Consider the following 25,812-nt stretch of genomic DNA (forward strand, 5'->3'; position numbering starts at 1 on the left):
TCCATCGAAGGAGAATGAAGTATTTTGTGTGCAGTTAGTGACATAACAAAGCAAAGTGCTTAACTTGCTGCTATATATTGGCAAGCGTGGCAGTAATGTCGCCTTCGTTTTTCAAGGTGTTCACAGTACGCAGTTAATTCTTGCAATGTGCCTACAGGGCCTTTGAATAACTTGCCAAATTCATTGATGATTTTAAGCCAGTTATCGGCAGGGATATTGAGCCGAACTAAGATGCTGTGACTGCTCGGGCTGATACAGCCTCTTTTATCATTTCGGATTGCTTTACCTGTATCTTCAACCAGTTGCAGATAGTCGTTAAGATGAAACGTGAGCCCTTTTGGCATGTCTTTACGTTCATTGCCCACAAAAGGCAGCAAAGCTTTGGGTTGAATCCCATTTAGGGCTGCAGTTACTCTACGTTTAATGCTAGTAAAGTCTGAGGTTTCAGGGTTTTTGGCTATCTTTGAGCGGATTGGGTTGAGGTCAACATACACCATGCAGGCAAGGACTGCGGCTTCATCGAGTAGCGCTTGCGACTTAAATCGACCTTCCCAAAATCGCCCTGTGCATTCATCTTCTTCATTGGCTCTGCGGGCGATAGGCTCATTTAAGGCGCGCATAAACCAGGAAATATCGCTTAACCGGCTGCGATACAGGGCAATAGCGTGGCTAAGCTCTAGCATTTCATAGTCTTCAAGGGTTTCCCCCTTGGCAAATTTTTGAGTAATCTCAGTGCCTTTAAACAATTGATGCCACTGGCTTATTACTTCAATGTCCGTCCAGTGATTGGCTTGATAAATGTCGATTCTCAGCACCACGTGTAGGTGATTGCTCATCACGGCATAAGCTGCCACGTCGATGGCAAAAACTTCAGCTAATTTAAGCAATTGAGCCTCAACCCAACCCCGTCTGTGGTCATAGTTTTTACCAGAGAATTTATCATCGCCGCAGAGATAGGCCCTTCTGACAACGCGGCTGCAACAATGATACATGAGCGTATCTTCGACACTTACCTGACTTCTTCTAGGGCGCGGCATAAGCTCACCTTCGTTAATGTCTGTCCAGAATTTAAGCCTAGTTCAAAAGCGAATCAGCTTCCATGTTGGTGGATGGCACAGTTAATTCCGCTTCAATGAATATGGCTGGCACCTTCAATGTTATAACGTTTCCAGTCATTACCAAACAAGTTGAGCCGGCCATAGAAAAGCCTGAAAAACCTTATAAAACAATAATATAATTTAACACATCTATATTCTCAAGCAGAATTTAAACATTTCATCGCCAAAAGCCAATATGGAATGTTTGTGACCGCTAATTGGCTAGATGAGCTAATTTCATTAAAAATCATATTAAATCAATGGTGTAGCGCACAATTACAGCATGGTAGACGGCTTAAGTCTCAGTAAAAGATGAGCCGTTAAAAGAAGGTTTGAGGGTAGCCCACTAGGATCTAGCGCCCTAACATAAAATCCAGTTAATCTTCATCGATAGTGCTCGATCTTTAGCTGTAGCTATGATTAGATATCCGCTTCTAAATAATATGAGTGTTGTAATCAACCTACTATGAGTTTACTAATTGCATTTGTTATTTTATCAATTGCGGTGTCCTTTATTTGTTCCATCCTTGAAGCGGCGTTACTCTCTATCACCCCCAGTTATATTGCCCAGCAAAAACTGACTAAACCCAAACTCTATGAGAAACTAAAACTCCTTAAAGAGCGTATCGATCAGCCCTTAGCTGCGATTTTGACCTTAAATACTGTCGCCCACACAGTGGGCGCCACCGGCGTTGGCGCGCAAGTGACAGTGGTATTAGGCGATGGCTACTTAGGTATAGCCTCAGCCATTATGACCCTGCTTATCTTGGTATTTTCTGAGATTTTACCTAAAACCATAGGTGCACGTTACTGGCCAAGCTTAGCGCCAATACTGCCTTCTTTGCTCAATAGCATGATTTTTATGTTAAAGCCGTTTATTTGGCTGTCTGACCAAGTCATGAAACTCTTTGGCGGCGGGCATCATGACCACGATTTGCGTCAAGAAATCAAAGCGCTAACCATACTGGGCCGTGAATTAAATAAGCTAGATGAAGATGAGCAAAGAGTGATTGCCAACATCTTAGATTTGCACGAGGTCCAAGTACGGGAAATCATGACCCCAAGGACAGTGTGTGAGTCAGCCAAACCTGATGAAGCCCTATCTACCCTAGTGGAGCGAGTGAAGAAACATCAATTCTCCCGCTACCCAGTATTAGATGATGACGAAAACCCACTAGGCTTAGTGTTTCGCTATGACATGCTTGAATTTGATGATAATCATACCGCTGCAGATATTATGAAGCCTGTAAAAGTGGTGTCAGACAAAGTCAGCGTTGAGCAATTGATGTCGCAATTTATGCGGGAACGTCAGCACATGGCGCTGGTTTATGATGAATATGGCAGCTGGCTAGGCATAGTCACCATGGAAGATGTTATCGAGTCTATTTTAGGCCAATCCATCATGGATGAAACCGATGAAATTCCTAATATGCGCCGCTTAGCCAAGCGCAAATGGGAGCACAAGCAAAAACAATTGATAGACGACAAAGCAGAGTAAGCGCCGCGTTGACCAATAAGCCAGCAAATTCATGCTGGCTCATTTTTGGGGTTACACCCTCACCGCCCTGGAAATGCCATGTTTGAAAAAGGCCAGTCGCTCGATAGCCCGCTAAGGACTGTCTCATAAAGCACTGTATCTAAAGCCAAACTATCATCACGGACCCATAAATAAACGTCACAATCGTAATCAGGTGATTGACTCGGGTCGATATAAACGGAGCCAAGGCATTGGGTTTGGCTGTTATTGAAAACCGAATAGGCGAATGCCTTTCTAGACCTAAATTCTTGTTGGTGGATTTTTAGACTTTCGACATTTTCTGCTAATGTCATATCACCTTTAGGCCACGTTGAACCTAAACCAAAAATCCCTTGCAGTCTTTTTTGGCTAGACATCACAGCCTCAAAATCTAATGCTGCAATTGACTCTTCTAATATTCTAAAGTGGAAATGTTCAGTATCCAGTGACGTCGGGACAGTGAACGTCTCATCGATGAAATTAGAAGGCATATTTAGCGTTATCCATAGTGTTCCTGCGCCATAGTAATACGCTGTTATCCTAGGCTATACGAGGTGAAGTTATGCAAAGTCACTGATTATCCTTAATATAACAAACAGTATCATAGGCGATAAAATAAACCTCGTGTGATAACTTTTACCTGTTGCTAAGTAAGCCGTTATCTTTGCGTCATTCTTATTAAAGAGCTCGCCCTCTGTCATTGATGCAATAGCTAAATGCTTAGCCCATTTTTTCTCATCGCCCATTAAACGGCCACGCATTAAAAAATGCTGCCATAATTCAGGATATTGAGTCGCAACATACGTGCAAATACCAGTGGTTAAGCTGTTAATTTTCCGAAAGGCAACAATCAGTACAACAAAATTTAAAATACAAAAAATAAATAAGAACAACAAACACCTTCCTTGTGTGGTCTGTTAAAACGTAAAACTTAGATGATTGGCTAAAGCCTAGATCTCAGCAATAAGTGCCTTGTTTAATACCAATCGTATTAATCATCTCGTCATTCAGCGGGAGTTCAACGAGTATTAATCAAGGCGAAAGCTTGAAGGCATAGTGGTGCTATGCCAACAGTCTTCAACGCAGAGAAATCCTCATTAAAACCCGCCCTTGGGCGCATCTTAGAGCACTATAAGCAGCAAACATCAGTTACAGTCATTTTTCCAACACTCAGTGATCATTGCGCCTTTGGCTTTGAGTAAGTCTGGGATGGCTTGCTCGCCAACAAGATGCCCAGCACCTATGACAATAAACAGCTGATCTTTATTGGCATCGAACAACTCGATGATTTTAGCTGTCATGTTATGGTTGCGGCGCCACAATAACTCCGTCACTAGCTCTGGTGCAGCATCGGCTTGCTCCGACATAATATCAGCAAGCGCTTTACTGTCCCCTGCACGCCAAGCACTGATTAACGCTAGCATTTCAGCGTCATCGGCGGCTATTGCTTCCTCTAACATCAGCTGCTGGGTTTTAGGCTTAAATGAGGAGATAAGCTCAAATTGAAATGCCACACTCTCTAACTCCAGTAATGGCCGAGCGCCCTTCTTAGCCACCCAATAACTGTCGACGCCAAAGTCAGCTTGATAGCCTAAACTGCCAAAACGATATAGGCTGATTTGTGCCGCCTTAAGCCAAGGGGCATAGCCAGATAATGCCTGACACAATGCGGCGTTATTCACGCAATATTGGTGCAAGGCATTACTGCTTGAGGTGACGTCCCCAATTTGGCTTAAGCCATAGCGCTTAAGTAAGGCTGGTACATTGGCTTTGGCAATATCGGCCTCAACCACTAAGGCCTTAGCATCACCGAAGGCTTGCTCAATTTGCGTTGGCATAGGATAAAAATCGTCGCGGCCTATGTGGATAGAGCCTAATAAATAAGCCTGCTTGCCTTGGTATTGGATTTTAAAAAACGGCGGCCGGTCAGATCCGGCGCTTTGGGCGTTAAAACTTGCCAGCAGCACACTTAACACCAACAGGCTTAACAGCATTAGCGAATTAACATATCCTGCTCTCGCCTGAGCCTTGTTGAACTTATTGGCCTTATTGGCATGGATTAGTCCATCTATGGCGGTTTTCCTCACGCTTTGACTTGTTGTCACCTTGGCATCACCTTATAATTTCAGATTATCGAGCCTATTCAAGAATGAGACTATCATGCCGTACACTAAGGTCATCCAGCAACTAAAAGAAAATCTTCAAACCGCCTATCGCCAAGCCATAGACTCAGACGTGAAGTTGGATGAATTACAAAAGGCTGGCCACGGTAAGTTTTCTGCTATTTTCGCTCAAGATCAAGGTTTTGAAACCCAAAGCAATCGCTTCCTCCCCTACGTGCAAGAACTGGCTAACGAATTAGAGACTTTCCAAGGCAGCCCCCACATTTCCCCAGAGGCATTAGAAGCCCATGTCATCAAGCTAGGTGTGCTGTTGCAAACCCTGCAAACCTTCAAGCAAAACAGCAAGTAATATCAATCACTTTAATGCACAACGCCCCATGAATACTTAGCCGTATTCATGGGGCTTTTTTATCGCACACTACAACCGCTCAAATGGAGTTGAGGTTAGTGACTCTTTTCTAAACACTAATTTAATCTCGGTAGAGACTAAATTAGTGATCTCTGTGTGATAAATATACAGTTTTGTGTTGTATATTAACTATCTAGCCTTGTTGCTATAGGGAGATAGAAACGAGAATGACCCAAGCGAGTTTTGGCACCACAGTCCACGATACTGATTGTCATATTGTCCTTAGCGGTGACTGGCAACTTGGTCAGGCTCCCGATGGGGCGCAGATTTGTGCTGCCATTCCAGCTCAATGCCGCACCGTCACCCTTACAACCCATAGCCTAGCAAGGTGGGACTCGAGCTTAGCTATCGCCTTACTACAACTGATGCGCTGCTGTGATGAAGCCAAAATAACCTTAGATATCACAGCGACACCGCCAAGTTTGCAGCAGCTATTAAAGCTTGCGACCGAAGTCCCGCGCTTTCAAGCTGCAAATCAGCCTCCACTCGGCCTGAAACAGAAGCTGCGTTTACAACTCATTGCTCAAGGCCAAGGCGTCTACGACAGCCTGATATTTCTTGGTAATAGTGTGCTTGCCATTGGCCGCTGGTTAACAGGAAGAGCAAAAACCCGCGCCAGTGACATAGGTTTTTTCATCCAACAAGCAGGCCCAGAAGGGCTTGCTATCGTGACACTAATCAGCCTTTTGGTGGGGATGATCTTGGCCTATTTGGGCTCAGTGCAGCTTAGGCAACTTGGTGCCCAAGTGTATGTTGCCGACTTAGTTGCCATAGGTATGGTGCGTGAAATGGGGCCGTTAATGACAGCCGTCATTATGGCTGGACGCACCGGCGCTGCCTATGCTGCCCAATTAGGCACTATGCAAGCCAATGAGGAAGTGGATGCGCTGCGAGTCATGGGCATTTCGGCGATGGAATTTCTGGTGGTGCCAAGGTTAGTGGCACTGGTATTTATCATGCCGTTAATGTGCATTTATTCTGATGCAATCGGCATTATAGGCGGCGGTATTGTCGCCAATGGTATGGGAGTGAGTGCCACTCAGTATCTGCTGCAAACTCAAGTCGCTGTAGACTGGCTGGATATCACCACAGGGCTAATTAAGAGTTTGATTTTCGGCGTGTTAATTGCGATTGCAGGTTGTCAGGCAGGGCTTGCCTGTGGCCGCAACTCCAATGCTGTAGGGGTAGCGACGACTAAAGCTGTAGTCAAGGCCATTGTCTTCTTAGTGGTATCCGATGCGGCCTTAAATATCTTGTACGATAAGTTGGGAATTTAGCCATGAGTAACACGCCTTTTATTCGGATAAAAGACTTAGAGATTGGTTACGGCGACCATGCGGTTCAGCGCCAGCTTAACTTTGATATTCAAAAGAATGATATCTTTTTTGTGATTGGTGGCAGCGGTTGCGGCAAGACTACATTACTTAAATCTATGGTGGGTTTACTGCCTCCCACTCAGGGCGAAGTCTTGTATCAAGGACAGAATTTTTATGATTCCGATGAAACCACTCAAGCCGCTCTGCTAAACAGCTGGGGCATCACCTTTCAGACTGGCGCTTTGCTGTCGAGCATGACACTGGGTGAAAATGTCGCCCTGCCATTACAGATTTATACTCAGCTTTCTGGGCAGCAAATTGCCGAAGCCGTCGCCTACAAATTGGCCTTGGTGGGGCTGGCAGGATTTGAAGACTTTTATCCATCACAGCTCAGTGGCGGCATGCATAAACGTGCCGGCCTTGCTAGAGCCCTAGCCCTTGACCCTCAGCTATTATTTTTTGATGAGCCTTCTGCAGGGCTTGATCCTATCAGCTCTATGCGTCTAGATCAGCTCATTGTCCAGCTGTGCCAAGCCTTAGATTCAACCGTTATCATAGTGTCTCACGAGCTGCCGAGCATTATGTCTATCGGCACTCGCTGCGTATTTCTCGATAGCCAAACTAAGACAATGCTGGATTATGGCGATCCTAAAATTCTTAAAGGAAACAGCAGCCAAGCTAGGGTCAGGCAGTTTCTTAATCGCGATGATAACTCGGAGCCACAATGACCAAACCGCAAGCAAAAAATCAGCGCCTCCCCTTTGCCATAGGAGCCTTTATTCTTGGGGCTATCTTACTTATCTTTATGGCGTTATTGTTTTTTTCAGGAGGGCGACTCTTTGCAGAAAAAGAGCCTGTCATTATGTATTTCGATGGGTCAGTCCAAGGGCTACAAGTGGGCGCGGCCGTAAAACTCAAAGGGGTGATCATAGGTGAGATAAGCGATATTCGAATCGATTTCCCAAGTGATAGCAGCCAAAAAGTTACCGCAGCTGTGAGCGCAAATTTACTGCTTGAGCGAATAAAACTAAAGGGCATTCAAGTAGACGCTGATTTTTTCAGCCGCGCTATCCACAAAGGCTTGCGGGCACAGCTGAATTTTCAAAGCCTACTTACCGGACTTTTGTATGTAGAGCTAGATTTCTATCCCAATACCCCCATTCACCTCAGGGGCGAACAAGACAACTTACTTGAATTACCTACCATAGCTACAGGGTTTGAGTTATTTTCACAAGACCTTCAATCCATTGATTTTAAAGGATTAGTCAATAATCTAGATAAACTCACCCAACAATTGAGCCAAATTGCCACCAGTGGCCAAATTCAGCGCACCTTAACCAGCTTTGACACCGCCGCCAAGGCGGTTGAAACCACAGCCAGCGAATTTAATCACACCCAAGCAAGCCTTGAGAAAAATGCCCAAGTGGTGCTAGAGCGCCTTGATAAACTATTACTGCAAATCAGCCACGATGAACCTAAGTTAGTCCAGTCTGTGGATGCAAGCTTAAACGAACTGCGCGCCACCTTGAGTAGCCTTGATAAACTCGCCTTTGAAGCCAGCAGCACCTTAGGGCAAGACTCTGCGCTGGTTATCCAATTTCATCAAACACTTGAAGAGGTCAGCCGCTCGGCGCGCGCCTTAAGAAGTTTAAGCGAAACCTTAGATGAGCAGCCAGAATCCTTGCTGCGCGGCAAGCAAACCCAGGATGGAGAATAGCACTTATGCCTAATGCTCAATTACCCCGCTCATGTAGCCTCTGGCTCGTTATTGCCCTGCAAAGCCTGCTGTTGATGAGCTGCCAAAGTTCAGTGCCAAAAAACTATTATGTATTGACCAGTGAGCCTGTCACTATCCCCACTAGCAGCACGCCACTGGAAATAAAAGTCGGCATGGGTATTGTGGATATCCCTGAATATTTACACTTCACCCAGTTGGTTTATCAAACTCAAGATGGTCAGTTACAAAGGCTAGCCAATAGCTATTGGGCTGAGCCGTTAGATCAAGGCATAAGCCGAGTACTGAGGCTTAATTTAACTCAAGCGGCCCCAAATCGTCAGTTAATTCAATACCCTTGGCGAAGTGATAATAGGCCAAAGTACAGCATAAAAATCAATATATTAACTATGAACCTTGCTGATAATCAAGCCAGAATTGAAGCCCTTTGGACCCTGACGGATTTATCAGAAAAAGCAGGAACGACAGCAAATTCGGGGCAACGCTTCAGTGCCAGCCTAGCCGCAGAGCCAAGCGCTACAGGGTTAGTCAAAGCCTACAGCCAATTGCTGCAACGTCTTAGCATGGAAATAGATCAAGCACTTAAGACTCAAACATAAAACTGTCATTTATTTGCCATAGACTTAAGCGATATCCCTAGCGAGAAGCCCTATGAGCGCCATCGAACTGAGCCATGAGTTAAACAAGATCATTGCCACCGCGAATGTGCGGGCGGTATTTCAACCGATATTTAATATCATTACCAATCAAATACACGGTTTTGAAGCGCTCAGTCGGGGGCCAGAGCACAGCCCGCTGCATTCTCCTGTGCCGCTATTTCAAACCGCTGCCCATGAAGGTCGACTTAGTGATTTAGAAACCTTATGCCGTGAAATCGCGATAACAGGTTTTGAGCAGCGCAAGCTTGAAGGAAAATTGTTTATTAACATTTCCCCCAAGGCGCTGCTCGATCCTAATCACCCCAAAGGGCAAACTTTACAACTGCTGCAACGCCTAGGAATAAATCCCAGTGATGTGGTGATAGAGCTTTCTGAGCAGTACAAGGCCGATGACATAGATTTACTCAAGTCTTGTTTAAATCATTATCGCGACCAAGGGTTTTTAACCGCGATTGATGATTTAGGTGCTGGTTATTCTGGACTAAGGCTATGGTCAGAATTAGCGCCTGATTACGTTAAAATAGATCGCCATTTTATTCATCAAATAGACAGTAATGCTGTCAAACAAGAATTTGTGCGCTCGATTGTGGATCTCTGCCAAAGCCTCACCTGTAAAGTCATAGCCGAAGGTATAGAAAGAGCTGAAGAACTGACAGTGCTCAAGCAACTCGGAGTTACCTATTGTCAGGGTTATCTACTGGGCCGACCAAGCGATGCTCCTACCCAAATGATGCCAGCAAAATACACCTCACTCGTGGCGCAAGTGCACGCTAGATTTTGTGAAACTGCCGAAATATTGTGCCAAAACGCCACCACAGTTAGCGCTAAAACCAAGCTTAAGCAGCTCAGCCAAGCCTTTATCGATAAGCCTTCATTGCAAGCCATTGTTATTGCTGATAATGACTTAGTGCAAGGCATAGTCAGCAGGCACTATCTATTAGAAATATTTAGCACTCCCTATGGCAGAGCCCTGCATGAGAACTATCCAGCGGTGGCGATTATGGATAAGAATGTCTTGCAAATTGAAGCCAGCGCACCGCTTTCAAGTGTCAGTCAGCTGCTGACATCGGAGGCTGCCAACACTGTTGCGCAGCAATTTATTATCCTAAGGCAGGGGCAATTACTGGGTATCGGGCACACCAAAGATCTGCTGCAACGCATCACTGAGCACAGGGTGAAAACCGCCCGCCATGCTAATCCATTAACCAATCTTCCCGGCAATGTTCCCATTCAAGAAGAGCTTAAACGGCTCAAGTTACAAGATAAGTCTTTCTATCTCGCTTATTTCGATTTGAGCCATTTCAAACCCTACAATGATATCTATGGATTTTGCCGTGGTGATGAAGTATTGCGCGAGTTAGGACAGCTATTAAGTCAATATCAGGCAGAGGATGCTTTTATCGGCCATGTGGGCGGTGATGATTTTGTAATGATAAGTACCGATGAGCAAATTATCTGTCATTGCCAGCAGTTAATTTTGAAATTTGAGCAGGCTAAGCAGTCGTTTTATTCTGACGAGCATTGGCTGACACAATCCATGTTCGCCAACGACAGGCAAGGCCATGGCGTTGATCACCCGTTACTGTCACTATCCGTAGGTTTGCTATCACCTCAAGTGACTTATGCCATCACAGAGGACAAGTTATCGCGCTTAAGTGCTGAGGCTAAAAAGCAGGCCAAACTTGCCAAAAGTGGCTTCTACTTACTCAACAATGACGCGGTTGTAGCCGCGAATACCATTAAAGCGCAGTGGAGCCCTGCCAAATCCACTTCATTAAACACCACCAATACCAGCAAGCTGAAAGTGCTGCTAACTGAAACCTAGGACAAAAAAAAAGGTTTAACCTATGGCTAAACCTTTTAATAAGTTTGACCGTTAAGAGGGCTTCATTCCCCATCGTTTCGGGCTCAGGCACTTAAACCTTGTCTGTAAAAATGAACTCTTAGGCTTTGGGCGCTACGGTTTTTTTCAACCAATCCGCCAGCATTCTTGATTCATATTCGGCCATCCCATCTTTACGCACCCCTACATGGTGCATAAAATTCATATCAGTCAATTTTTCATCACCGACCATGATCACCTTGCCATCCTCTAGAACCCGATAGCTAAAGGTCATTCGTGGTGGGTACAAATCTTTAACTATCCGAAGTTCACTGACAGCTGCTGCGCCAAAGGTTGGCCGCATATCACCGGCTAAGTCAAGATTGGTGACCACTAACTCCAAGGTTTGATTCGCCTTAAGGGACTTTTTTGCGTCCTTATCTAATGCTTTAGTTAAAGTGTCAAATAAGCGTTGTTCAAATCTAGACTGCAGACCACTGGATGAGTCAATGTCACGAAAACTACTGGGCTCTAGCCATTCAATTTTGACTATACCACTTTGAGTCAGCACATTGTTAATGTCGGTGTCTGCTGCGTTATCATCGGCAAATGCGAATGAACTCACTAATCCTGCCGTCAATCCTGTGATTAATAGTGCGTAGTTAATCTTCATATAGCCTCCTAATACCAACATAGTAAAAGCCCATCTTCTCTCTCACTCAAGGCCTTTTGAACATCTGCATCTATGACCTAAATAAAATCGATTAAGTTCCGAACACATATTATGAACACATGTTAAAAAGGGAATCTTGCGCTCAATTTGGGGTAGGTTTTACGCAAATCTTTCGCTTTACTGCTGAACTTTTTTCCTGCCGGAGTGGCATTGCCCGATGGTATAAACGGCAATTCATCACCAGTTCTATCTTCATAGAGCTGCCCCGCGATCAAATCATAGTCTTCAATAAAGGGGTACGCGTAATTATCTTTTAATGGCCAAACCGTTAAATCACCTAAAGCATCAGGGTTTTCGATAATTTTATCGTACCAGTCTTTACCAAGGGAGATTAAGAAAGCCCTGAATTCAGCGAAAGCATACTCAGAATCACAACCAGTCACTATGTACGCCGCCCCCCACACAGCCCATGAATAGCTGCGCCGCATCTGTTGACCGAAAAACTTATCAAATGCCTTCAGTGACTCGTCATCGAGTTCAGTTAAGGCATTTTTTAATTCTTTTAGTGTCTCTTCTGCACTGGCATCACCTTGGCTCCGAGTCACCAGTGCCCAAAAATCTGTTTCTGTCATCTTTGTTCCATAATTTGAGGAATCACCTAGAAATTGTGATTGGGATTGGTATTCCTTATGAGTCACGGTATTCTACACCATATAGAATGACTTACTAATGGCAATCCGATGAAGCCTTTCACAACCCGCCCCCCTGCGCCACTCACCCTACTTATGGCTTTATATGCATTGCTGGGCATTGCCGCCATTGCCCGTGCTGTGACGACTCAAACGGTGGACATGTTCAGTCTAGGGGTTATTCCCGTATTAATTGGCCTTCTCTGGCGAGCATCATGGGCAAGCCTAGTATTAAAGATTTACATAGGTTTAGAAACCTTAGGCTTAAGTGCCCTCGGCATTGTGGCTATCGTCGCCCATTATGTCAGCCCCAAGACCATCGAAAATGTACGCTTTATGGATTTACCTATTTCAATCCCTTGGGTGGCGTTGTTGTGCGTAGGTTTAATTACAGCGCAAGTCTGGGTGGCTTTTCACTCTAGCACTAAGGCTTACCTCAGCCCAAGTGAGCCAAGCATAGATTAAGTTAACCTTCGTCTAAGACAGATTTACCAGACTTAGATATAATGACCTTATGGCTTAACACCCAAATTAACTCAATAGCTAATTTAAAGAGTGACTATGCATACTATCTCCCCCAATGATTTATCGATTTTATTACTTGAGCCTTCTGATACTCAAAGAAAAATAATTATGTCCCATCTTAGCCAAGAGGGAGTTGCAAGTATTCAAACCGCTGCCAGTATCGCAGAAGCCAAAGAAGTTATCCGTCGTCACAAGCCTGATTTAATTGTCAGCGCATTACACTTTGACGATGGCGAAGCGATAAATTTACTCAGTTACATTAAAGCGAACCGAGACTATCAAGACATCCAATTTATGCTAGTGTCTAGCGAGTGTCGCCGCGAGCAGTTAGAGATTTTCAGGCAATCTGGCGTGATTGCCATTTTGCCTAAGCCGTTTAACAGTGAGCATTTATCAACAGCATTAAACTCCACCATAGATATGATCAATCATGAAGAACTCGACCTGAGCCATTTTGATGTTCACAATTTACGTGTATTAGTGGTTGATGATAGCCGTATGGCGCGTAATGTTATTAAACGCACCATAGGAAATTTAGGCATTCAATTAATTACTGAAGCTGTCGACGGTGAAGAAGCCATCAGCTTAATGCAGCAGCACATGTTTGATTTGGTGATAACCGATTACAATATGCCCAGTGTCGATGGTCTAGCACTGACGCAATACATACGTAACGAAAGCACTCAGTCACATATTCCAATCTTAATGGTGTCTTCTGAAGCCAATGATGCCCACTTAAGCAACGTCTCGAGTGCCGGAGTTAACGCGTTATGCGACAAGCCTTTTGAGCCCAAATTGGTCAAGCAAATCCTCTACCAACTGTTGGAAGAGTAATTTTTTGTGCTTTTTTTAGCAAAATGCGCCCAAACCTGAGTGATTATTAGATTTAAAGCTTTAAAATCCCTATGGCTTATGGCATGTTAATCGGGATTACAACGAACCATTCTACGGAAAGCAGAGAATACCAATATGAACAAAAGTGAATTAATTGCAAAAATTGCAGAAAATGCTGATCTAACTAAAGCTGAAGCGGGCCGTGCACTGAAGTCTTTTGAAACTGCGGTGACTGAAGCGATGAAAAACGGTGATAAAATTTCAATCGTAGGTTTTGGCTCTTTCGAAACAACGACTCGCGCAGCACGTACTGGCCGCAACCCACAGACTGGCAAAGAAATTCAAATTGCCGCGGCAACTGTACCTAAATTCAAAGCTGGCAAAACATTGAAAGACAGCGTTAACTAATCATCATTTTTGATTAGCTGTTAACCTCGTGATTAAACCTCCTTCTGGAGGTTTTTTTATGGCTAATTTTCAGGATAAATTGCGTCTAAGCCTATGCCTGCTAAAGTCAAATAAGATGCAAATTCTATCGTTAAAATATTAAACCTTCATGGTCAAAATATTTTGCTTTTCAATTGGTATCTGATTGGTTAAAACATTCTCAAACCAGTAATAGTGCTCAAGCCAGTTAATAATGGTACTAAAGTCAAACATGAGGGTTCGGTTATGGCTAATCTTACTGAAAGAGTGCCCGATGATACTGAAATCGAGGCGATGACCACACCAAGAAACAGCAAGTCGGCTGAATCAATACAGCATAGACGAGAAGTTAAGCGTCGTTTGGAAGATTATTTAGAACGAATACAATTACGTAAAGCTATCGGAGATGACGACTTCTTTTAGTATTAGCAATAAGTTCAATCCACTTAAGGCGTTCACTTGTAGCGCCTTATTATCATTTTTAACAACTCAGACTCCTCCTTCTGATTTACATCTAGCTCTCCCCTTGAATGATTGACTTTGAAACACAAGAAATTTAATTCATTTGGTATTAGAATAGCCCCCAAGATAAATTCTCATCAGAGTCATTTCATGCACGTACATATATTAGGGATTTGTGGCACTTTCATGGGCGGTCTCGCCTTACTTGCCAGAGCTATGGGTCATAAAGTGACTGGCAGCGATGCCAATGTTTACCCACCAATGAGTACCCAACTTGAAGATCAAGGCATTGAACTCATTCAAGGTTTTGACCCATCACAATTGGGCACCAGTGATGAGAATGCCCCAGATTTAATCGTTATCGGCAACGCCATGAGCCGTGGCAATCCCTGCGTAGAAGCCGTGCTCAACCGCGGCCTCAAATACACCTCAGGGCCACAATTTTTAGCCGAGCACATACTCCCAGGTCGCTGGGTGCTGGCGGTATCAGGTACTCATGGTAAGACATCGACCTCGAGCATGCTGGCGTGGATTTTAGAATACTCAGGCTACGAGCCAGGTTTTTTGATTGGCGGTGTACCACAAAATTTCGGCGTATCAGCAAGACTTGGTCACTCAAACTTCTTTGTGGTTGAAGCCGATGAGTACGACAGCGCCTTTTTCGATAAGCGCTCTAAATTTGTCCATTATCAGCCTAGAACCTTAGTGATCAATAATCTCGAGTTTGATCATGCCGATATCTTTGCCGATCTCGCCGCCATTCAGCGACAATTTAACCATGTTATTCGCACCGTCCCTGGCCAAGGCAAGATAATTTGGCCAGCAAGCAGTGAAGCGGTTCAACAAGTGATTGATATGGGCTGCTGGAGCGAACAAGAAACCTACAGCGCTGGGGTTCATGATTTCAATACCGAAAAAACCTTAGGTTGGCATGCTAAAACCTTAGCCGCTGATGGCCATGAATTTGAAGTCTACTTCGATGGTCAGAGCCAAGGCACCATGAGCTGGGATTTAATTGGCCAGCATAATGTTGAAAACGCAGTAATGGCCATCGCAGCCGCCCGCCATGTCGGCGTCGTACCAGCTCAAGCTATGGCCGCTTTAGCTGAGTTTTCACCGCCTAAACGTCGCCTGGAACTATTGGGCACGGTCGCTGGGGTTGCGATATATGATGATTTCGCTCATCACCCAACCGCCATAGACTCCACCTTGCAAGGCCTTAGAGCCAAAGTGGGCAATGGTAAAATCACTGTGGTGCTGGAGCCTCGCTCAAACACCATGAAGCAAGGCGTTCATAAAGACACCTTAGCCCACTCATTGGTTCGCGCCGATCAAGCTTATTTGTATCAAGCAGACAGCATCAGTTGGGATTTAAAAACCAGCATGCAATCAGCCAGTATTCCTGTCAGCGTAAAAACCGATATTGAGCAGATAATCGAAGTCCTGTGTCTTGATGCCAAAGCTGGCGACACCATAGTTATCATGAGTAACGGCGGCTTTAATGGCATACACCAAAAGCTACTTAATGCCTTAGCAGACCGATAATACTGATGGTAAGCCTGAGGACCTCAAATGAAAATTAACAGAAACCCTAAAGCCATCAGCCTTGCATGGACTGGCGCCTCTGGGGCTCCCTACGGACTCAAGCTACTTGAGTGCTTGCTAGCAGCTGATTATCAAGTTTTTTTGATGATATCGGCAGCAGCTCGAGTCGTCTTAGCTACCGAGCACGGATTACAGCTCAGCGCTAATCCACAAAAAGCTCAGCAACAATTACTTGAAGAGTTATACCAAGGTGATAAATTAGCAACTGGTGAATTAGTGGTATTAGGTAAAGACGAGTGGTTTTCACCACCTGCCTCTGGTAGCGCTGCACCTAAAAAAATGGTGATTTGCCCATGCTCCACCGGCACCTTAGCCGCGGTAGCCACAGGGATGAGCAATAGCTTATTAGAACGCGCTGCCGATGTGGTGTTAAAAGAACGTGGTCAATTAATCTTAGTGCCAAGAGAAACGCCCTTTAATGCCATACATTTAGAACATATGCTGACCCTTTCACGTCTTGGGGTCACCATAATGCCGGCATCGCCTGGGTTTTATCACAATCCCCAATCGGTGCAAGATCTGGTAAACTTCATGGTCGCCCGCATCCTTGACCATTTGCAGATAGAACATAATCTGACCCAACGTTGGGGCTATGATGTCATAGCCGATAAAGACACTGACTAATAACACAAGCAACTGAGAATTTTATGAAGCACACAATCGAACAGATGATTTCAGCCGAAGAAATCGACACCATTTTAGATCAACTGGCTGAGCGCATTAATGCCCATTACGCCGATAGCGATCGCCTGTTAATGGTGGGCTTACTGAAAGGTTCTGTGGTGTTTATGGCAGATTTATGTCGCCGTATCAAAGGCCATGTTGAGATAGATTTTATGGCCGTGTCTAGCTATGGCAATGCCACCAGCAGCTCACGGGATGTTAAAATTCTTAAAGATGTACAGTCAGAAATTGCTGGACGCGATGTATTAATCGTTGAAGATTTAATTGATTCTGGCAACACATTGAATAAAGTACGCGAAATGCTGTTACTGCGCGACCCGAAATCCCTAGCCTTATGTACTCTGTTAGATAAGCCTGAGCGCCGTGAAATCGACGTGCCAGTGGACTTTATCGGCATGACAATACCGGACGAATTTATTGTCGGCTATGGTATAGATTACGCCGAGCAATACCGCAACCTGCCTTATATCGCCAAAGTCGTGCCGCTAGACTAATCATGACCTAACCTCAACTCCCGCCTAGGTGGGAGTTTTGCTTGATCGTGACATCCTCATTTTTCTCTGTGCAACACATAAGTAAGGAAAACATCATGCCGAGCACCCAAGATGCCTTGGTAATAAGCGACCTTAAAAAAACCTATAAGGGCGGCGTACAAGCAGTTAAAGACATCAGCTTAACCGTGAAGCAAGGTGACTTCTTCGCCCTTCTAGGCCCCAATGGTGCCGGTAAGTCGACCACCATAGGCATTATTAGCTCACTGGTGCAAAAGAGCTCTGGCTCAGTGTCAGTGTTTGGATTTGATTTAGACAAACAGCTAGAACACGCCAAATTGTGTATTGGCTTAGTGCCACAAGAATTTAATTTCAGCCAGTTTGAGACAGTACTGCAAATTGTGGTCAATCAAGCCGGATACTATGGTGTCACTAAGGCCATGGCTTTAGAGCGAGCCCAAAAGTACCTAACCCAATTAGATTTGTGGGAAAAGCGTGACAGTCAGGCCCGCACCTTGTCGGGGGGCATGAAGCGCCGCTTGATGATAGCGCGCGCCCTGATGCACGAGCCAAAACTACTGATCCTCGATGAACCGACCGCCGGCGTTGATATCGAGCTTAGGCGCTCGATGTGGGACTTCTTAAAGCAGATAAATCAGCAGGGCGTGACCATTATCCTCACCACCCATTATCTGGAAGAAGCTGAAATGCTGTGCCGCACTATAGGCATCATAGATCAAGGCTTATTGGTGGAATGCACCACAATGAAGGCGCTGCTGAGTAAACTCGATGTTGAAACCTTCGTGTTGGATTTACGCCAAGACATCAAAGCTGCCCCTGCACTTAATGGCATGCAGTGCCGCCTTATCGACTCGCACACCTTAGAAGTGGATGTGGCTAAGGCCCATAATTTGAACGATCTTTTCAATCAACTGACCTTGGCCGATATTGAGGTGTTATCTATGCGCAACAAGGCCAATCGTCTCGAAGAATTGTTTGTGTCACTGGTTGAAAAAGCCAAGGAGCCAAGTTAATGAACCAGCTATACCTAGTGGCGTTTAAAAGTATTCTTACTAAAGAAATTAACCGCTTTACCCGCATCTGGATCCAAACCTTAGTGCCGCCAGCCATCACTATGACCTTGTACTTTTTGATCTTTGGTAATCTGGTCGGCAGCAGAATTGGCGAGATGGGCGGCGTGTCTTACATGGAGTTTATCGCCCCTGGCCTAATCATGATGTCAGTTATCACTAACTCATACTCTAACGTCGCCTCATCCTTCTACAGCGCTAAATTTCAACGAAACTTGGAAGAAATCATGGTGGCACCTGTGCCTCATTACGTGATGATTGCAGGTTACGTTGGCGGCGGCGTTGCCCGTGGTTTATGCGTGGGTTTAATTGTGACCTTAGTGGCGATGTTTTTCGTCAACATCAGCTTGCATCACGTGGGGTTAGTGATTTTAACCGTGTTCTTAACCTCAGTGCTGTTCTCCTTAGGCGGCTTGATTAATGCCGTGTTTGCCAAAAGCTTTGATGATATCAGTATCATACCCACTTTTGTGTTAACGCCACTCACCTACCTTGGCGGGGTATTCTACTCACTGTCATTACTGCCTGATTTTTGGCAAGGCGTTTCAGGACTCAACCCTGTGGTGTATATGATCAACGTATTCCGCTATGGCTTTTTAGGGTTCGCTGACATTAGCGTACCGCTTTCAGTGGCGATTATGGTTGGCTTTTGCGTTACGTTGTGGACACTGGCTTATTATTTGATTTCCAGAGGGATAGGCCTGAGAAGCTAATGTGATTGGTATAAACAGTCAAAAAATTTAAGTTTTGTATTTTATGGCCGCCTTAATGTTAAGCGTGTTGTTTTTATTTGTTAAACAATGAGGCCGACCGTTCTCTTTATTGTAACGATAGCCCTATCGCACTTATGATACTTAGGCTCAAACAGTCATTCTATTGCAGGAAAAAAACAGCTCATAATCACGGATGACTAGCGATACAAACACTTAATATTAGAGACGTTTATGCTACTCCGTTTACTCATCCAAGGGTTTATATTCATACTAAGCCTTATCAGTGCTTGTTCTAGTGCATCTGAAGTGATCCCCGAGCTACCTATTAGGTTACTTGGGGATACTGAAATGTATTCAATCGTGAATAATCCCGAATATGTCGTCGATGAGGCTTCAATGATTAATATTTGGGACAGTATTTTAACCCATAGCCAACCTAGATTATCGCCAACTTACCAACACATGAGCCTCACTAGAGCTTGGGTCGAACTGACGAAGTACCCCAATGCTTGCATGGTAAATATAATAAAGAATACTAAACGCGAGGCCATTGCTGAGTTTGCTGATTATCCTTTTAGTATTTTTCCTCCTGTGCGTCTTATTGCCTTAGCAAAAAACCAACATAAATTTAGCCGCCCCTTTTCATTACAAAATTTAAAAAATAGTAACTTGAGAGTTGGCGTTGCAAAATCAAGAAGTTACGGCATTGAAGTAGATAAATTTATAGCAGAAAACCCAGAGTATTTTTTTGTCCGGGGCAGCGAAAGCTCCATGAGTAAAATTATTGATATGCTGCTAAAAGAACGTGTTGATGCCATCATAGATTTCAGCCAAATAGTTTTAGGCCACCAACAAGATACAGCTCAATTACAACCAATAGTGTCAATCCCATTACAAGAAGCTGCTGAACCGGTATTTTCTTATGCTGCTTGTGCTAACACCCCTACAGGAAAAGCCATCATAGCTGCCATAAATCAGAGTTATCAGCACCCAGAAGTACAGCAAACATTACAAACATTTCATCGCTATTACTTTGGTGAGCAGGAGTATCGTCTACTTGCACCATATTTAGATAAGTTATTTATAGACAATCATTCGTCGAACGCTCAAAAACTCAAACCTTAAACACAAGTAATCCATAGCCATGAATGCAGTTGCTTCCTTTTTATCATCACTAGCTTGGTTGATTTTTTTATTAAGCCAATTAACTTTCAATACCGCCCATGCAACTCAAATATTGGGCCATGACACCAATACAGATCCTCTCGCACTGATAGTGATCAGCGATATGTCTGTATTTCCTGAAATACATAAACAAGATACTGCAATTACACCTGACTCTATGGACAAAATTTGGCGTAGTTTAATCGCTCATAGCCAATCTAAATTGGTGCCCAAGTTTCAGAAAATGAGCCTGACTCGTGCCTGGGTTGAATTTCAAAAACTGCCAAATGCCTGCATGATAAATAAAGTAAAAAATCCTAAACGTGAGGCGATTGCAGAGTTTTCTCACTATCCTTTTAGTATTTTCCCACCAGTGAGACTTATTGCCTTAGCAAAAAATCAGCATAAATTTAGCCAGCCTTTTTCACTACAAGACTTAGAGTCCCAATCAGGTCGAAAACTCAGAATAGGCGTAGTAAAATCACGAAGCTACGGCGCTGAAATTGATAACTTTATTGCCACTCATCCAAAACATTTTTTTATTCGCGGCGCAGAAGACTCCATGAGCAAACTCATTGACATGCTGTTTATGGCGCGCATCGACGCCATCATAGACTTCAGTCAAGTAGTAACCAATCACAAGCAAGAAACTGAGCAACCTCAACAGATCATCGCAATACCTATACATGAGGCCGCTGGGCCTATGCACGCTTATGTTGTATGCTCCAAGACACCAAAGGGCAAAGCCATCATAGCCGCCATTAATCACAGTTTTCAGCATAACGAAGTTCAGGAAACATTTAGAACATTCCACCAGCTTTACTTTGGTCATCAAGAGTATCTTTTACTCGCGCCCTTGATTGATAACATCTTTAGCTCATCTCAAACCAACCGACAGCCTGATGAACCAGCCAAAATACAGGCCAAAGAGACTAGGCTAAATACCAGTAGTCAGACTTAGAGAACAACCAGATTCTCAATATCGCTAGGACTTATTACTCGTCCTACATGCCATTTTATCCGTCTGTAATTCAGTCAGTAGCTTTTCAGCTTTAGCCCCTAAATAGACATAGACTCCAAGCCCTATTAATAAACCGACGACCGTCACTAGCATCAAAATAGCAGGTTGCATGTATTGTTCCTGTCCTAGAGAGGCTTTAAACATAGTGAGCAAGGCTTCGATAGAGATGGCTATTAATATCGTCGAGATAAAGCGTGTGATGGTTCTGCGGGTTGAGCTGTGCCTAAAAATATCTTTGTGCATCAAAACCTCTTCTTCCAAGATGGTTTTGCCCAAATCAAAAATCGCTAAAGCTAAAGTGAGGTAAATGATGATACTGAAAGGCTTTAAGGGATCGCCCGCATAATCACTGCTAATTAATGCCAAGGTATCCAAAGCCACTGTGCGCATCAAAGCTAACACTAAGATAAATAACCCTATAACAATAAAACAGTAAACGGTTTTAAACAGTGGTGACATCTTGCGCCTCGCGCTATCCCCCATCATAAATTCAATCAATCGAGACAGATCCACATCTAACACCAAAATAGCTTCTTCACCGCAGGCACGTCGAATAATCAAGGAGGCTGACAAACACAAGCCCGTGGAATGTGACAAATAGGGCCGAGTCACATAGAGTCCCGTCTCAGAAGTTAAATGACGGAAATATGGCCGCTGACTGCGATCGCAATTTTGGCCTGTTCCTAAGGACCTTACCTGTTGGTTTTTAACCGAAATGTCTTCACTGAGTTGTGTCCCTTGTTTATCCAGTAGATAAAGCAAATCCACAAATGGGTAGTTCATCACCAAGGAGTCAAATCTTGGCACTTGCTGATTTTTTACCTGTACACTGGTATCCAATAGTCCAAAAGCATCATCGCCAATGCCAATCAAGATTGAGGCCAATAACTCATCAATCAGCGACTCACACTCGTTGTATCTCTCAATTACACTTAAATAACTCATTGCTGCCATGGATTTACCTCCTGATTTTACTGCACCTCCCTTAAGTAAGCAGCTTTAATGCCAGAGATACGGAATTAGAAATAACATTTAATATCAGTAGATTAGTAACGTCTCATTTAGGATGGTGCACAAAAACATTACATGACTTGCACCAATAACATACAAACACATGGCAAAGTTCATATAAAAGTTCTTATAATAGCTTGTTGATAAATATTAACTTTTTATCCTTCTTGTTTATGTTTGATGGCTTATAATTGCTTGAACATCACCAGAACTCGACTCAGAAGCCTTATCAAAGGAAAAGACAATGTCTGACAAAGCCACCCCTTACCAGCAGGATATCCGTCGTTTCTCCGATGAACTTATTCGCATCCAATCACCGATAAAAATTCTCGATGCCATTAAGTGGCCAAGTGAGCTACAAGAAGAGTTTTTATCGAATAAACCTAAGCAATTACCTAAGCTTGGCAAAGATTTTTATCAAAATATCCCTTTATCTTTTGATGCGCTAAAAACCCAAGATGAATTAGTTTCTCTCAAGGCTGATATCCAGCGAAAATTAGGCAAGCGCGACAAACTAGGCAAGATCCTAGTCTCCAACGTGGATCAATACCGTATTGTTATTGATATGCTCAATAATCGTGGCACACCAGAGTTTGGTCGCCTAAGCCAAACCCTCTATGGCAGCGCCAAAGACAAGCTCCACGGCGACAGGCACACGTTAAAGCAACTGGGCGACAGGCTGAGCCATATTTTTTCCTTACCGGCCGCCCGTCACATGAGCAAACATCACCCCAAGATAGTCACAGCGCCTGAAGCAGTAAAAGCCTTAAGCGATCGCTTAGTGGGCTATTTTCATGATGATAAAATTTACGTCAAACTTAGTGACGGTATAGTATCGGACGCAGCAGTGGGCGGCGATACGGTAAAAATCAACACCCGCGCTATGTTCAGTGAGTCTGATTTAAATGTTTATGAGGTCCATGAGGGCTGGGTACATGTGGGCACCACGCTCAATGGCCGCGACCAACCTCACGCCACTTGGCTTAGCGTCGGTTCACCGCGAGTCACCGCCAGTCAAGAAGGCTTAGCAGTACTACTAGAAATGCTAACCTTAAGTTCAAATCCAGGGCGTGCAAGGCGCATCAGCGATCGTGTTACCGCTGTAGATATGGCTGAAAATGGTGCCGATTTTATTGAGATTTACCGTTATTTTCGCGAGCATAATTTAGGCGCGAAAGACAGCTACAAGGTCACTCAGCGAGTATTTCGTGGCGGTATGGTCGAAGGTGGTAGCTTTTTCACTAAGGATATTTCATATGTGCGCGGCTACGTAGAAAACATCAACTTTATACGTAGTGCCATCATGTCTGGCTTGCCTGAGCTTATCCCCATGCTGTTTTTAGGCAAGCTCGCTATTGAAGACATTCCAGTGCTGTATGAAGCCCATTTAGAAGGCACTATTAGTGCACCTAAATACTTACCGCCTATGTTTAAAGACATCAGCGGCCTTTATGCCTGGTTTGGTTTCGCCTCAGGACTTGGCAACATAGACCTTAAAGGAGTACAGCGTCACTTCGCTCGTCAGTTTAAGTCTGTGCCCGTGCTTGAGCCAGATTCAGACTTATTCGAAGACGTAGAGTTCGATAGCCCTTCGGATTAACCAGTAGATAAATCCCTAGCCCTAGTTATAACAGCCTTGAACTTGGTAACAAAATCGCTACAGATATCAGATTCATCGGGTAATCCATGTGACCGCTAAAGCCCCACTCTGCTTGCGTACTAGTGTCGGACACAGGGGTTTAGTCGTCATATATGCAGGCTCAACAGCCTCAAATGGAGATAAAAAACGCAGTTCAAAATCCACTCTTTCGTTAGGGGTTATCTTGATAATTTCCTGCTCACCCACACCCACATCAGGGTTTTCGCTTGCCCAAGCTGACACAAAGCCCACTTCACCATCAACGCCGCGATAGGTCTTGTTCATGTCGGGATCCATCATCGCCCACTTGCTAAAGTTGTCTTGATTTTTTTAAGTGCTTAATGTAGTCAAAAACCTGTACATTCAAGCGCTCAATAGTAATAGTACGCACGGCTGAATAATGGGTTTTAAGGAATAGAGCAGCAATCAAAGGCAGAATGATAATCATGGCTAACGCCAAGATGATTTTTTTAACATTATGAATACCCTAATTAAATCGAGTCCAAGTCAGTATACCGAACAGCCCTAACACCACAAGAATTTTAACTTTTTGGGTTTATAATTGAATAATCAATGTTTTTCAGATGTTTGTGATTTAAAACAACCGTCATTTCACTCATCAATCGCTAAGGTTTATTAGCAAAAATACGCTTTATTGTGATGTAAATACATCAAGGCAAGACTGACAGATGCAAGTGTTTGCAATCAATTTGGCTTGCAGTGACACTGCAAGCTGAGTCTTAGGAGGGAATGATTGTGACTGACACCAACAGTCTTTTATTGGAGTATCTGTAGTCACTGCACACAAGTTAACTTGCTGACACAGAGGGCAAATATCAGCAACTTGAGTTGACGCACCACCGGGGGAAAATTTAGCGACATCAGCAGTCATATCAACACTCTAGTAAGTGAAATTGAGCAAGTAAACACCATATTAACAGCAAACTACAGCAATACGTGTGATCTTTTTAACAGAAAGATTCCTATAACTCTACCGACCCAGCCACCTCAAAAACATGTTAAAAAACAAGCCATACTCAAATGTCAGTAATGCTTAATCAGTACATTTTTCATTTTCACCTATATCTTTATACTCGCATTCAGATAATAACTGCGACACTCTTAATTGAGGCGTAGAAAGCGCTATCGCAGAGGTAAAAAAGAGAAAGCGCCAGCGATTAAAAATGGCACCTCTATCGACTCTAGACCTGCCATCGTTGATACCCGTGAGCGTTTCGGTGATTGGGAAATCGATACCGTATTAGGCAAGCATGGGACAGGTTCAATCGTGACAATTTTAGAGCGAAAGACCCGTTTTTATTTAATAAAGAAAGTGGCCTCAAAATCTGCTGAAGATGTGACTAAAGCGACTATCGAATTATTGATGCCCTATAAGCAATATGTGCACACTATAACTGCCGATAATGGTCATGAATTCGCTCATCATGAAGTCATAGCCAAGGCGCTAGATACCTCGTTTTACTTTGCTCATCCGTATAGTTCTTGGGAACGTAGCGCTAATGAAAATGCCAACGGTTTATTAAGGCAATATGTAAAAAAGGGACTGACTTAAGGACAGTAAGCGACGCCATCATCTTATTTGCCCAGAACAGGATTAATTACAGACCTAAGAAGTGTTTGATGTTTAAGCAGCCAGCTGTTGTGCTTAAACAATTAGCCGCTTAATTTGGTGAGTGTCGCACTTCGGAGTTAAGTGAATAGCGTCAAAAATACTAAGAGGGTGCAAACTTATTTGTTACCAAAAGCACTGACTGTATTCAAATTTTAGATACAAAAAAACCGACGCTAGGTCGGTTGCTTGTGTTATAGCCTTTAATTAAAGGAGAAATGGTACCAGCGGTCGGACTCGAACCGACACGTCTTGCGACAGGGGATTTTGAATCCCCCATGTATACCAATTTCATCACGCTGGCATTTCTGTTCTATAACATCAAATCACTTAATCTTCCCTTGGGCTGATTAAGTGTTGAGGATTATACCTTTGCCACCATCAATGGCAAGGGCTTTAAACCTTCTTTTATCAAATTAGCGTTTAACCGCTCAAAACTCATTCAGAGAAACTTATTCACTGAAATATTACAGCCAA

General features: G+C 43.9%; 28 protein-coding genes, 1 tRNA gene and 1 pseudogene. 20 read left to right on the forward strand and 10 right to left on the reverse strand.

All coding sequences use genetic code 11. The features are described from left to right. Positions 1-59 precede the first annotated feature (59 nt). Positions 60-1,037 carry a transposase gene (locus H5073_RS02325; RefSeq protein ID WP_182676585.1) on the reverse strand — a complete coding sequence of 326 codons (978 nt, stop codon included), beginning with the start codon at positions 1,035-1,037 and terminating at the stop codon, positions 60-62. A 526-nt stretch (positions 1,038-1,563) separates the two neighbouring features. Between H5073_RS02325 and H5073_RS02330 the strand changes: the two genes are divergently transcribed. Further along, positions 1,564-2,595, forward strand: a complete 1,032-nt coding sequence (locus H5073_RS02330; RefSeq protein WP_182676587.1) for a CNNM domain-containing protein — start codon at positions 1,564-1,566, stop codon at positions 2,593-2,595. A 59-nt stretch (positions 2,596-2,654) separates the two neighbouring features. Here the strand turns inward: H5073_RS02330 and H5073_RS02335 are convergent, their stop codons facing one another. The 3 genes from H5073_RS02335 to H5073_RS02345 form a co-directional block, all read right to left on the reverse strand. Next, positions 2,655-3,104, reverse strand: coding sequence for a hypothetical protein (locus tag H5073_RS02335; protein WP_182676589.1), 450 nt, complete (start codon positions 3,102-3,104; stop codon positions 2,655-2,657). 69 nt (positions 3,105-3,173) lie between these two features. Next, positions 3,174-3,509: a hypothetical protein gene (locus H5073_RS02340; RefSeq protein ID WP_182676590.1), complete on the reverse strand. Its 336-nt coding sequence runs from the start codon at positions 3,507-3,509 to the stop codon at positions 3,174-3,176. 249 nt (positions 3,510-3,758) lie between these two features. Further along, positions 3,759-4,718 (reverse strand): TraB/GumN family protein, encoded by a 960-nt coding sequence (locus tag H5073_RS02345; RefSeq protein WP_182676592.1) that lies wholly within the window; start codon positions 4,716-4,718, stop codon positions 3,759-3,761. Positions 4,719-4,773: 55 nt separating this feature from the next. Between H5073_RS02345 and H5073_RS02350 the strand changes: the two genes are divergently transcribed. The 6 genes from H5073_RS02350 to H5073_RS02375 all read left to right on the forward strand — a co-directional run bounded on the left by H5073_RS02350 (position 4,774) and on the right by H5073_RS02375 (position 10,680). Then, a complete protein-coding gene (locus tag H5073_RS02350) occupies positions 4,774-5,085 on the forward strand; it encodes a prephenate dehydrogenase (RefSeq protein WP_182676594.1) in 312 nt (103 codons plus the stop codon). Between the two features lie 227 nt (positions 5,086-5,312). Beyond that, positions 5,313-6,422: an ABC transporter permease gene (locus H5073_RS02355; RefSeq protein ID WP_182676596.1), complete on the forward strand. Its 1,110-nt coding sequence runs from the start codon at positions 5,313-5,315 to the stop codon at positions 6,420-6,422. A gap of 2 nt (positions 6,423-6,424) precedes the next feature. After that, positions 6,425-7,189 carry an ABC transporter ATP-binding protein gene (locus tag H5073_RS02360; protein ID WP_182676597.1) on the forward strand — a complete coding sequence of 255 codons (765 nt, stop codon included), beginning with the start codon at positions 6,425-6,427 and terminating at the stop codon, positions 7,187-7,189. Further along, positions 7,186-8,178 (forward strand): MlaD family protein, encoded by a 993-nt coding sequence (locus H5073_RS02365; protein ID WP_182676599.1) that lies wholly within the window; start codon positions 7,186-7,188, stop codon positions 8,176-8,178. The genes H5073_RS02360 and H5073_RS02365 overlap by 4 nt, the downstream gene beginning before the upstream one ends. Positions 8,179-8,183: 5 nt before the next feature. Continuing rightward, entirely contained in the window at positions 8,184-8,795 is a 612-nt protein-coding gene (locus tag H5073_RS02370; RefSeq protein ID WP_182676601.1) for a membrane integrity-associated transporter subunit PqiC, read from the forward strand. Positions 8,796-8,847: 52 nt separating this feature from the next. After that, positions 8,848-10,680, forward strand: a complete 1,833-nt coding sequence (locus H5073_RS02375) for a GGDEF domain-containing protein (RefSeq protein WP_182676603.1) — start codon at positions 8,848-8,850, stop codon at positions 10,678-10,680. A 118-nt stretch (positions 10,681-10,798) separates the two neighbouring features. On the opposite strand, the gene H5073_RS02380 is transcribed toward H5073_RS02375, so the two are convergent. Together H5073_RS02380 and H5073_RS02385 are read right to left on the reverse strand one after the other, a co-directional pair. Continuing rightward, positions 10,799-11,350, reverse strand: a complete 552-nt coding sequence (locus H5073_RS02380) for a DUF3016 domain-containing protein (protein WP_182676604.1) — start codon at positions 11,348-11,350, stop codon at positions 10,799-10,801. Between the two features lie 122 nt (positions 11,351-11,472). Beyond that, positions 11,473-11,982 carry a DUF4240 domain-containing protein gene (locus H5073_RS02385; protein ID WP_182676606.1) on the reverse strand — a complete coding sequence of 170 codons (510 nt, stop codon included), beginning with the start codon at positions 11,980-11,982 and terminating at the stop codon, positions 11,473-11,475. Between the two features lie 108 nt (positions 11,983-12,090). On the opposite strand from H5073_RS02385, the gene H5073_RS02390 reads away from it, so the two are divergent. From H5073_RS02390 to H5073_RS02440, 11 genes are all read left to right on the forward strand, one after another. Then, a complete protein-coding gene (locus H5073_RS02390) occupies positions 12,091-12,504 on the forward strand; it encodes a hypothetical protein (RefSeq protein WP_259394795.1) in 414 nt (137 codons plus the stop codon). A gap of 96 nt (positions 12,505-12,600) precedes the next feature. Beyond that, positions 12,601-13,398, forward strand: coding sequence for a response regulator (locus H5073_RS02395; RefSeq protein WP_182676608.1), 798 nt, complete (start codon positions 12,601-12,603; stop codon positions 13,396-13,398). A 135-nt stretch (positions 13,399-13,533) separates the two neighbouring features. Further along, on the forward strand, positions 13,534-13,806 hold the full coding sequence (locus H5073_RS02400) for an HU family DNA-binding protein (protein ID WP_182676610.1): 273 nt from the start codon (positions 13,534-13,536) through the stop codon (positions 13,804-13,806). A 264-nt stretch (positions 13,807-14,070) separates the two neighbouring features. Further along, positions 14,071-14,247, forward strand: a complete 177-nt coding sequence (locus H5073_RS02405; RefSeq protein ID WP_182676612.1) for a PA3496 family putative envelope integrity protein — start codon at positions 14,071-14,073, stop codon at positions 14,245-14,247. 189 nt (positions 14,248-14,436) lie between these two features. Further along, entirely contained in the window at positions 14,437-15,831 is a 1,395-nt protein-coding gene (gene mpl, locus H5073_RS02410; RefSeq protein WP_182676613.1) for a UDP-N-acetylmuramate:L-alanyl-gamma-D-glutamyl-meso-diaminopimelate ligase, read from the forward strand. Positions 15,832-15,858: 27 nt separating this feature from the next. Continuing rightward, positions 15,859-16,515 (forward strand): flavin prenyltransferase UbiX, encoded by a 657-nt coding sequence (locus H5073_RS02415; RefSeq protein WP_182676615.1) that lies wholly within the window; start codon positions 15,859-15,861, stop codon positions 16,513-16,515. Positions 16,516-16,538: 23 nt separating this feature from the next. After that, on the forward strand, positions 16,539-17,069 hold the full coding sequence (hpt, locus tag H5073_RS02420) for a hypoxanthine phosphoribosyltransferase (protein ID WP_182676617.1): 531 nt from the start codon (positions 16,539-16,541) through the stop codon (positions 17,067-17,069). Between the two features lie 95 nt (positions 17,070-17,164). Further along, the gene (locus H5073_RS02425) at positions 17,165-18,100 is read left to right on the forward strand and encodes an ABC transporter ATP-binding protein (protein ID WP_182676619.1); all 936 of its coding nucleotides are present in this window, start codon (positions 17,165-17,167) and stop codon (positions 18,098-18,100) included. Then, positions 18,100-18,870 (forward strand): ABC transporter permease, encoded by a 771-nt coding sequence (locus H5073_RS02430; RefSeq protein ID WP_182676621.1) that lies wholly within the window; start codon positions 18,100-18,102, stop codon positions 18,868-18,870. The genes H5073_RS02425 and H5073_RS02430 overlap by 1 nt, the downstream gene beginning before the upstream one ends. 348 nt (positions 18,871-19,218) lie before the next feature. After that, positions 19,219-19,995: a hypothetical protein gene (locus H5073_RS02435; RefSeq protein ID WP_182676623.1), complete on the forward strand. Its 777-nt coding sequence runs from the start codon at positions 19,219-19,221 to the stop codon at positions 19,993-19,995. A gap of 19 nt (positions 19,996-20,014) precedes the next feature. Then, positions 20,015-20,995, forward strand: a complete 981-nt coding sequence (locus H5073_RS02440) for a hypothetical protein (protein WP_182676625.1) — start codon at positions 20,015-20,017, stop codon at positions 20,993-20,995. A 24-nt stretch (positions 20,996-21,019) separates the two neighbouring features. Here the strand turns inward: H5073_RS02440 and H5073_RS02445 are convergent, their stop codons facing one another. Further along, positions 21,020-22,009: a general glycosylation pathway protein gene (locus H5073_RS02445; protein WP_182676627.1), complete on the reverse strand. Its 990-nt coding sequence runs from the start codon at positions 22,007-22,009 to the stop codon at positions 21,020-21,022. Between the two features lie 301 nt (positions 22,010-22,310). On the opposite strand from H5073_RS02445, the gene H5073_RS02450 reads away from it, so the two are divergent. Next, positions 22,311-23,666 (forward strand): flavohemoglobin expression-modulating QEGLA motif protein, encoded by a 1,356-nt coding sequence (locus H5073_RS02450; RefSeq protein WP_182676629.1) that lies wholly within the window; start codon positions 22,311-22,313, stop codon positions 23,664-23,666. Between the two features lie 72 nt (positions 23,667-23,738). Here H5073_RS02450 and H5073_RS02455 read toward each other — a convergent pair whose 3' ends face one another. Both H5073_RS02455 and H5073_RS02460 read right to left on the reverse strand, forming a co-directional pair. Beyond that, positions 23,739-23,990, reverse strand: coding sequence for a hypothetical protein (locus H5073_RS02455; protein WP_182676631.1), 252 nt, complete (start codon positions 23,988-23,990; stop codon positions 23,739-23,741). Between the two features lie 367 nt (positions 23,991-24,357). After that, the gene (locus H5073_RS02460) at positions 24,358-24,597 is read right to left on the reverse strand and encodes a cysteine-rich CWC family protein (RefSeq protein WP_182676633.1); all 240 of its coding nucleotides are present in this window, start codon (positions 24,595-24,597) and stop codon (positions 24,358-24,360) included. 246 nt (positions 24,598-24,843) lie between these two features. Here H5073_RS02460 and H5073_RS02465 point away from each other — a divergent pair. Beyond that, a pseudogene (locus H5073_RS02465) lies at positions 24,844-25,391 on the forward strand (IS30 family transposase); the annotation flags it as partial. Positions 25,392-25,554: 163 nt separating this feature from the next. Here the strand turns inward: H5073_RS02465 and H5073_RS02470 are convergent. Then, a tRNA-Leu gene (locus H5073_RS02470) sits at positions 25,555-25,639 on the reverse strand. Between the last annotated feature and the right edge of the window lie 173 nt (positions 25,640-25,812).

It is taken from the genome of Shewanella sp. SR44-3 (genome assembly GCF_014163735.1).
Taxonomy (GTDB): domain Bacteria; phylum Pseudomonadota; class Gammaproteobacteria; order Enterobacterales; family Shewanellaceae; genus Shewanella.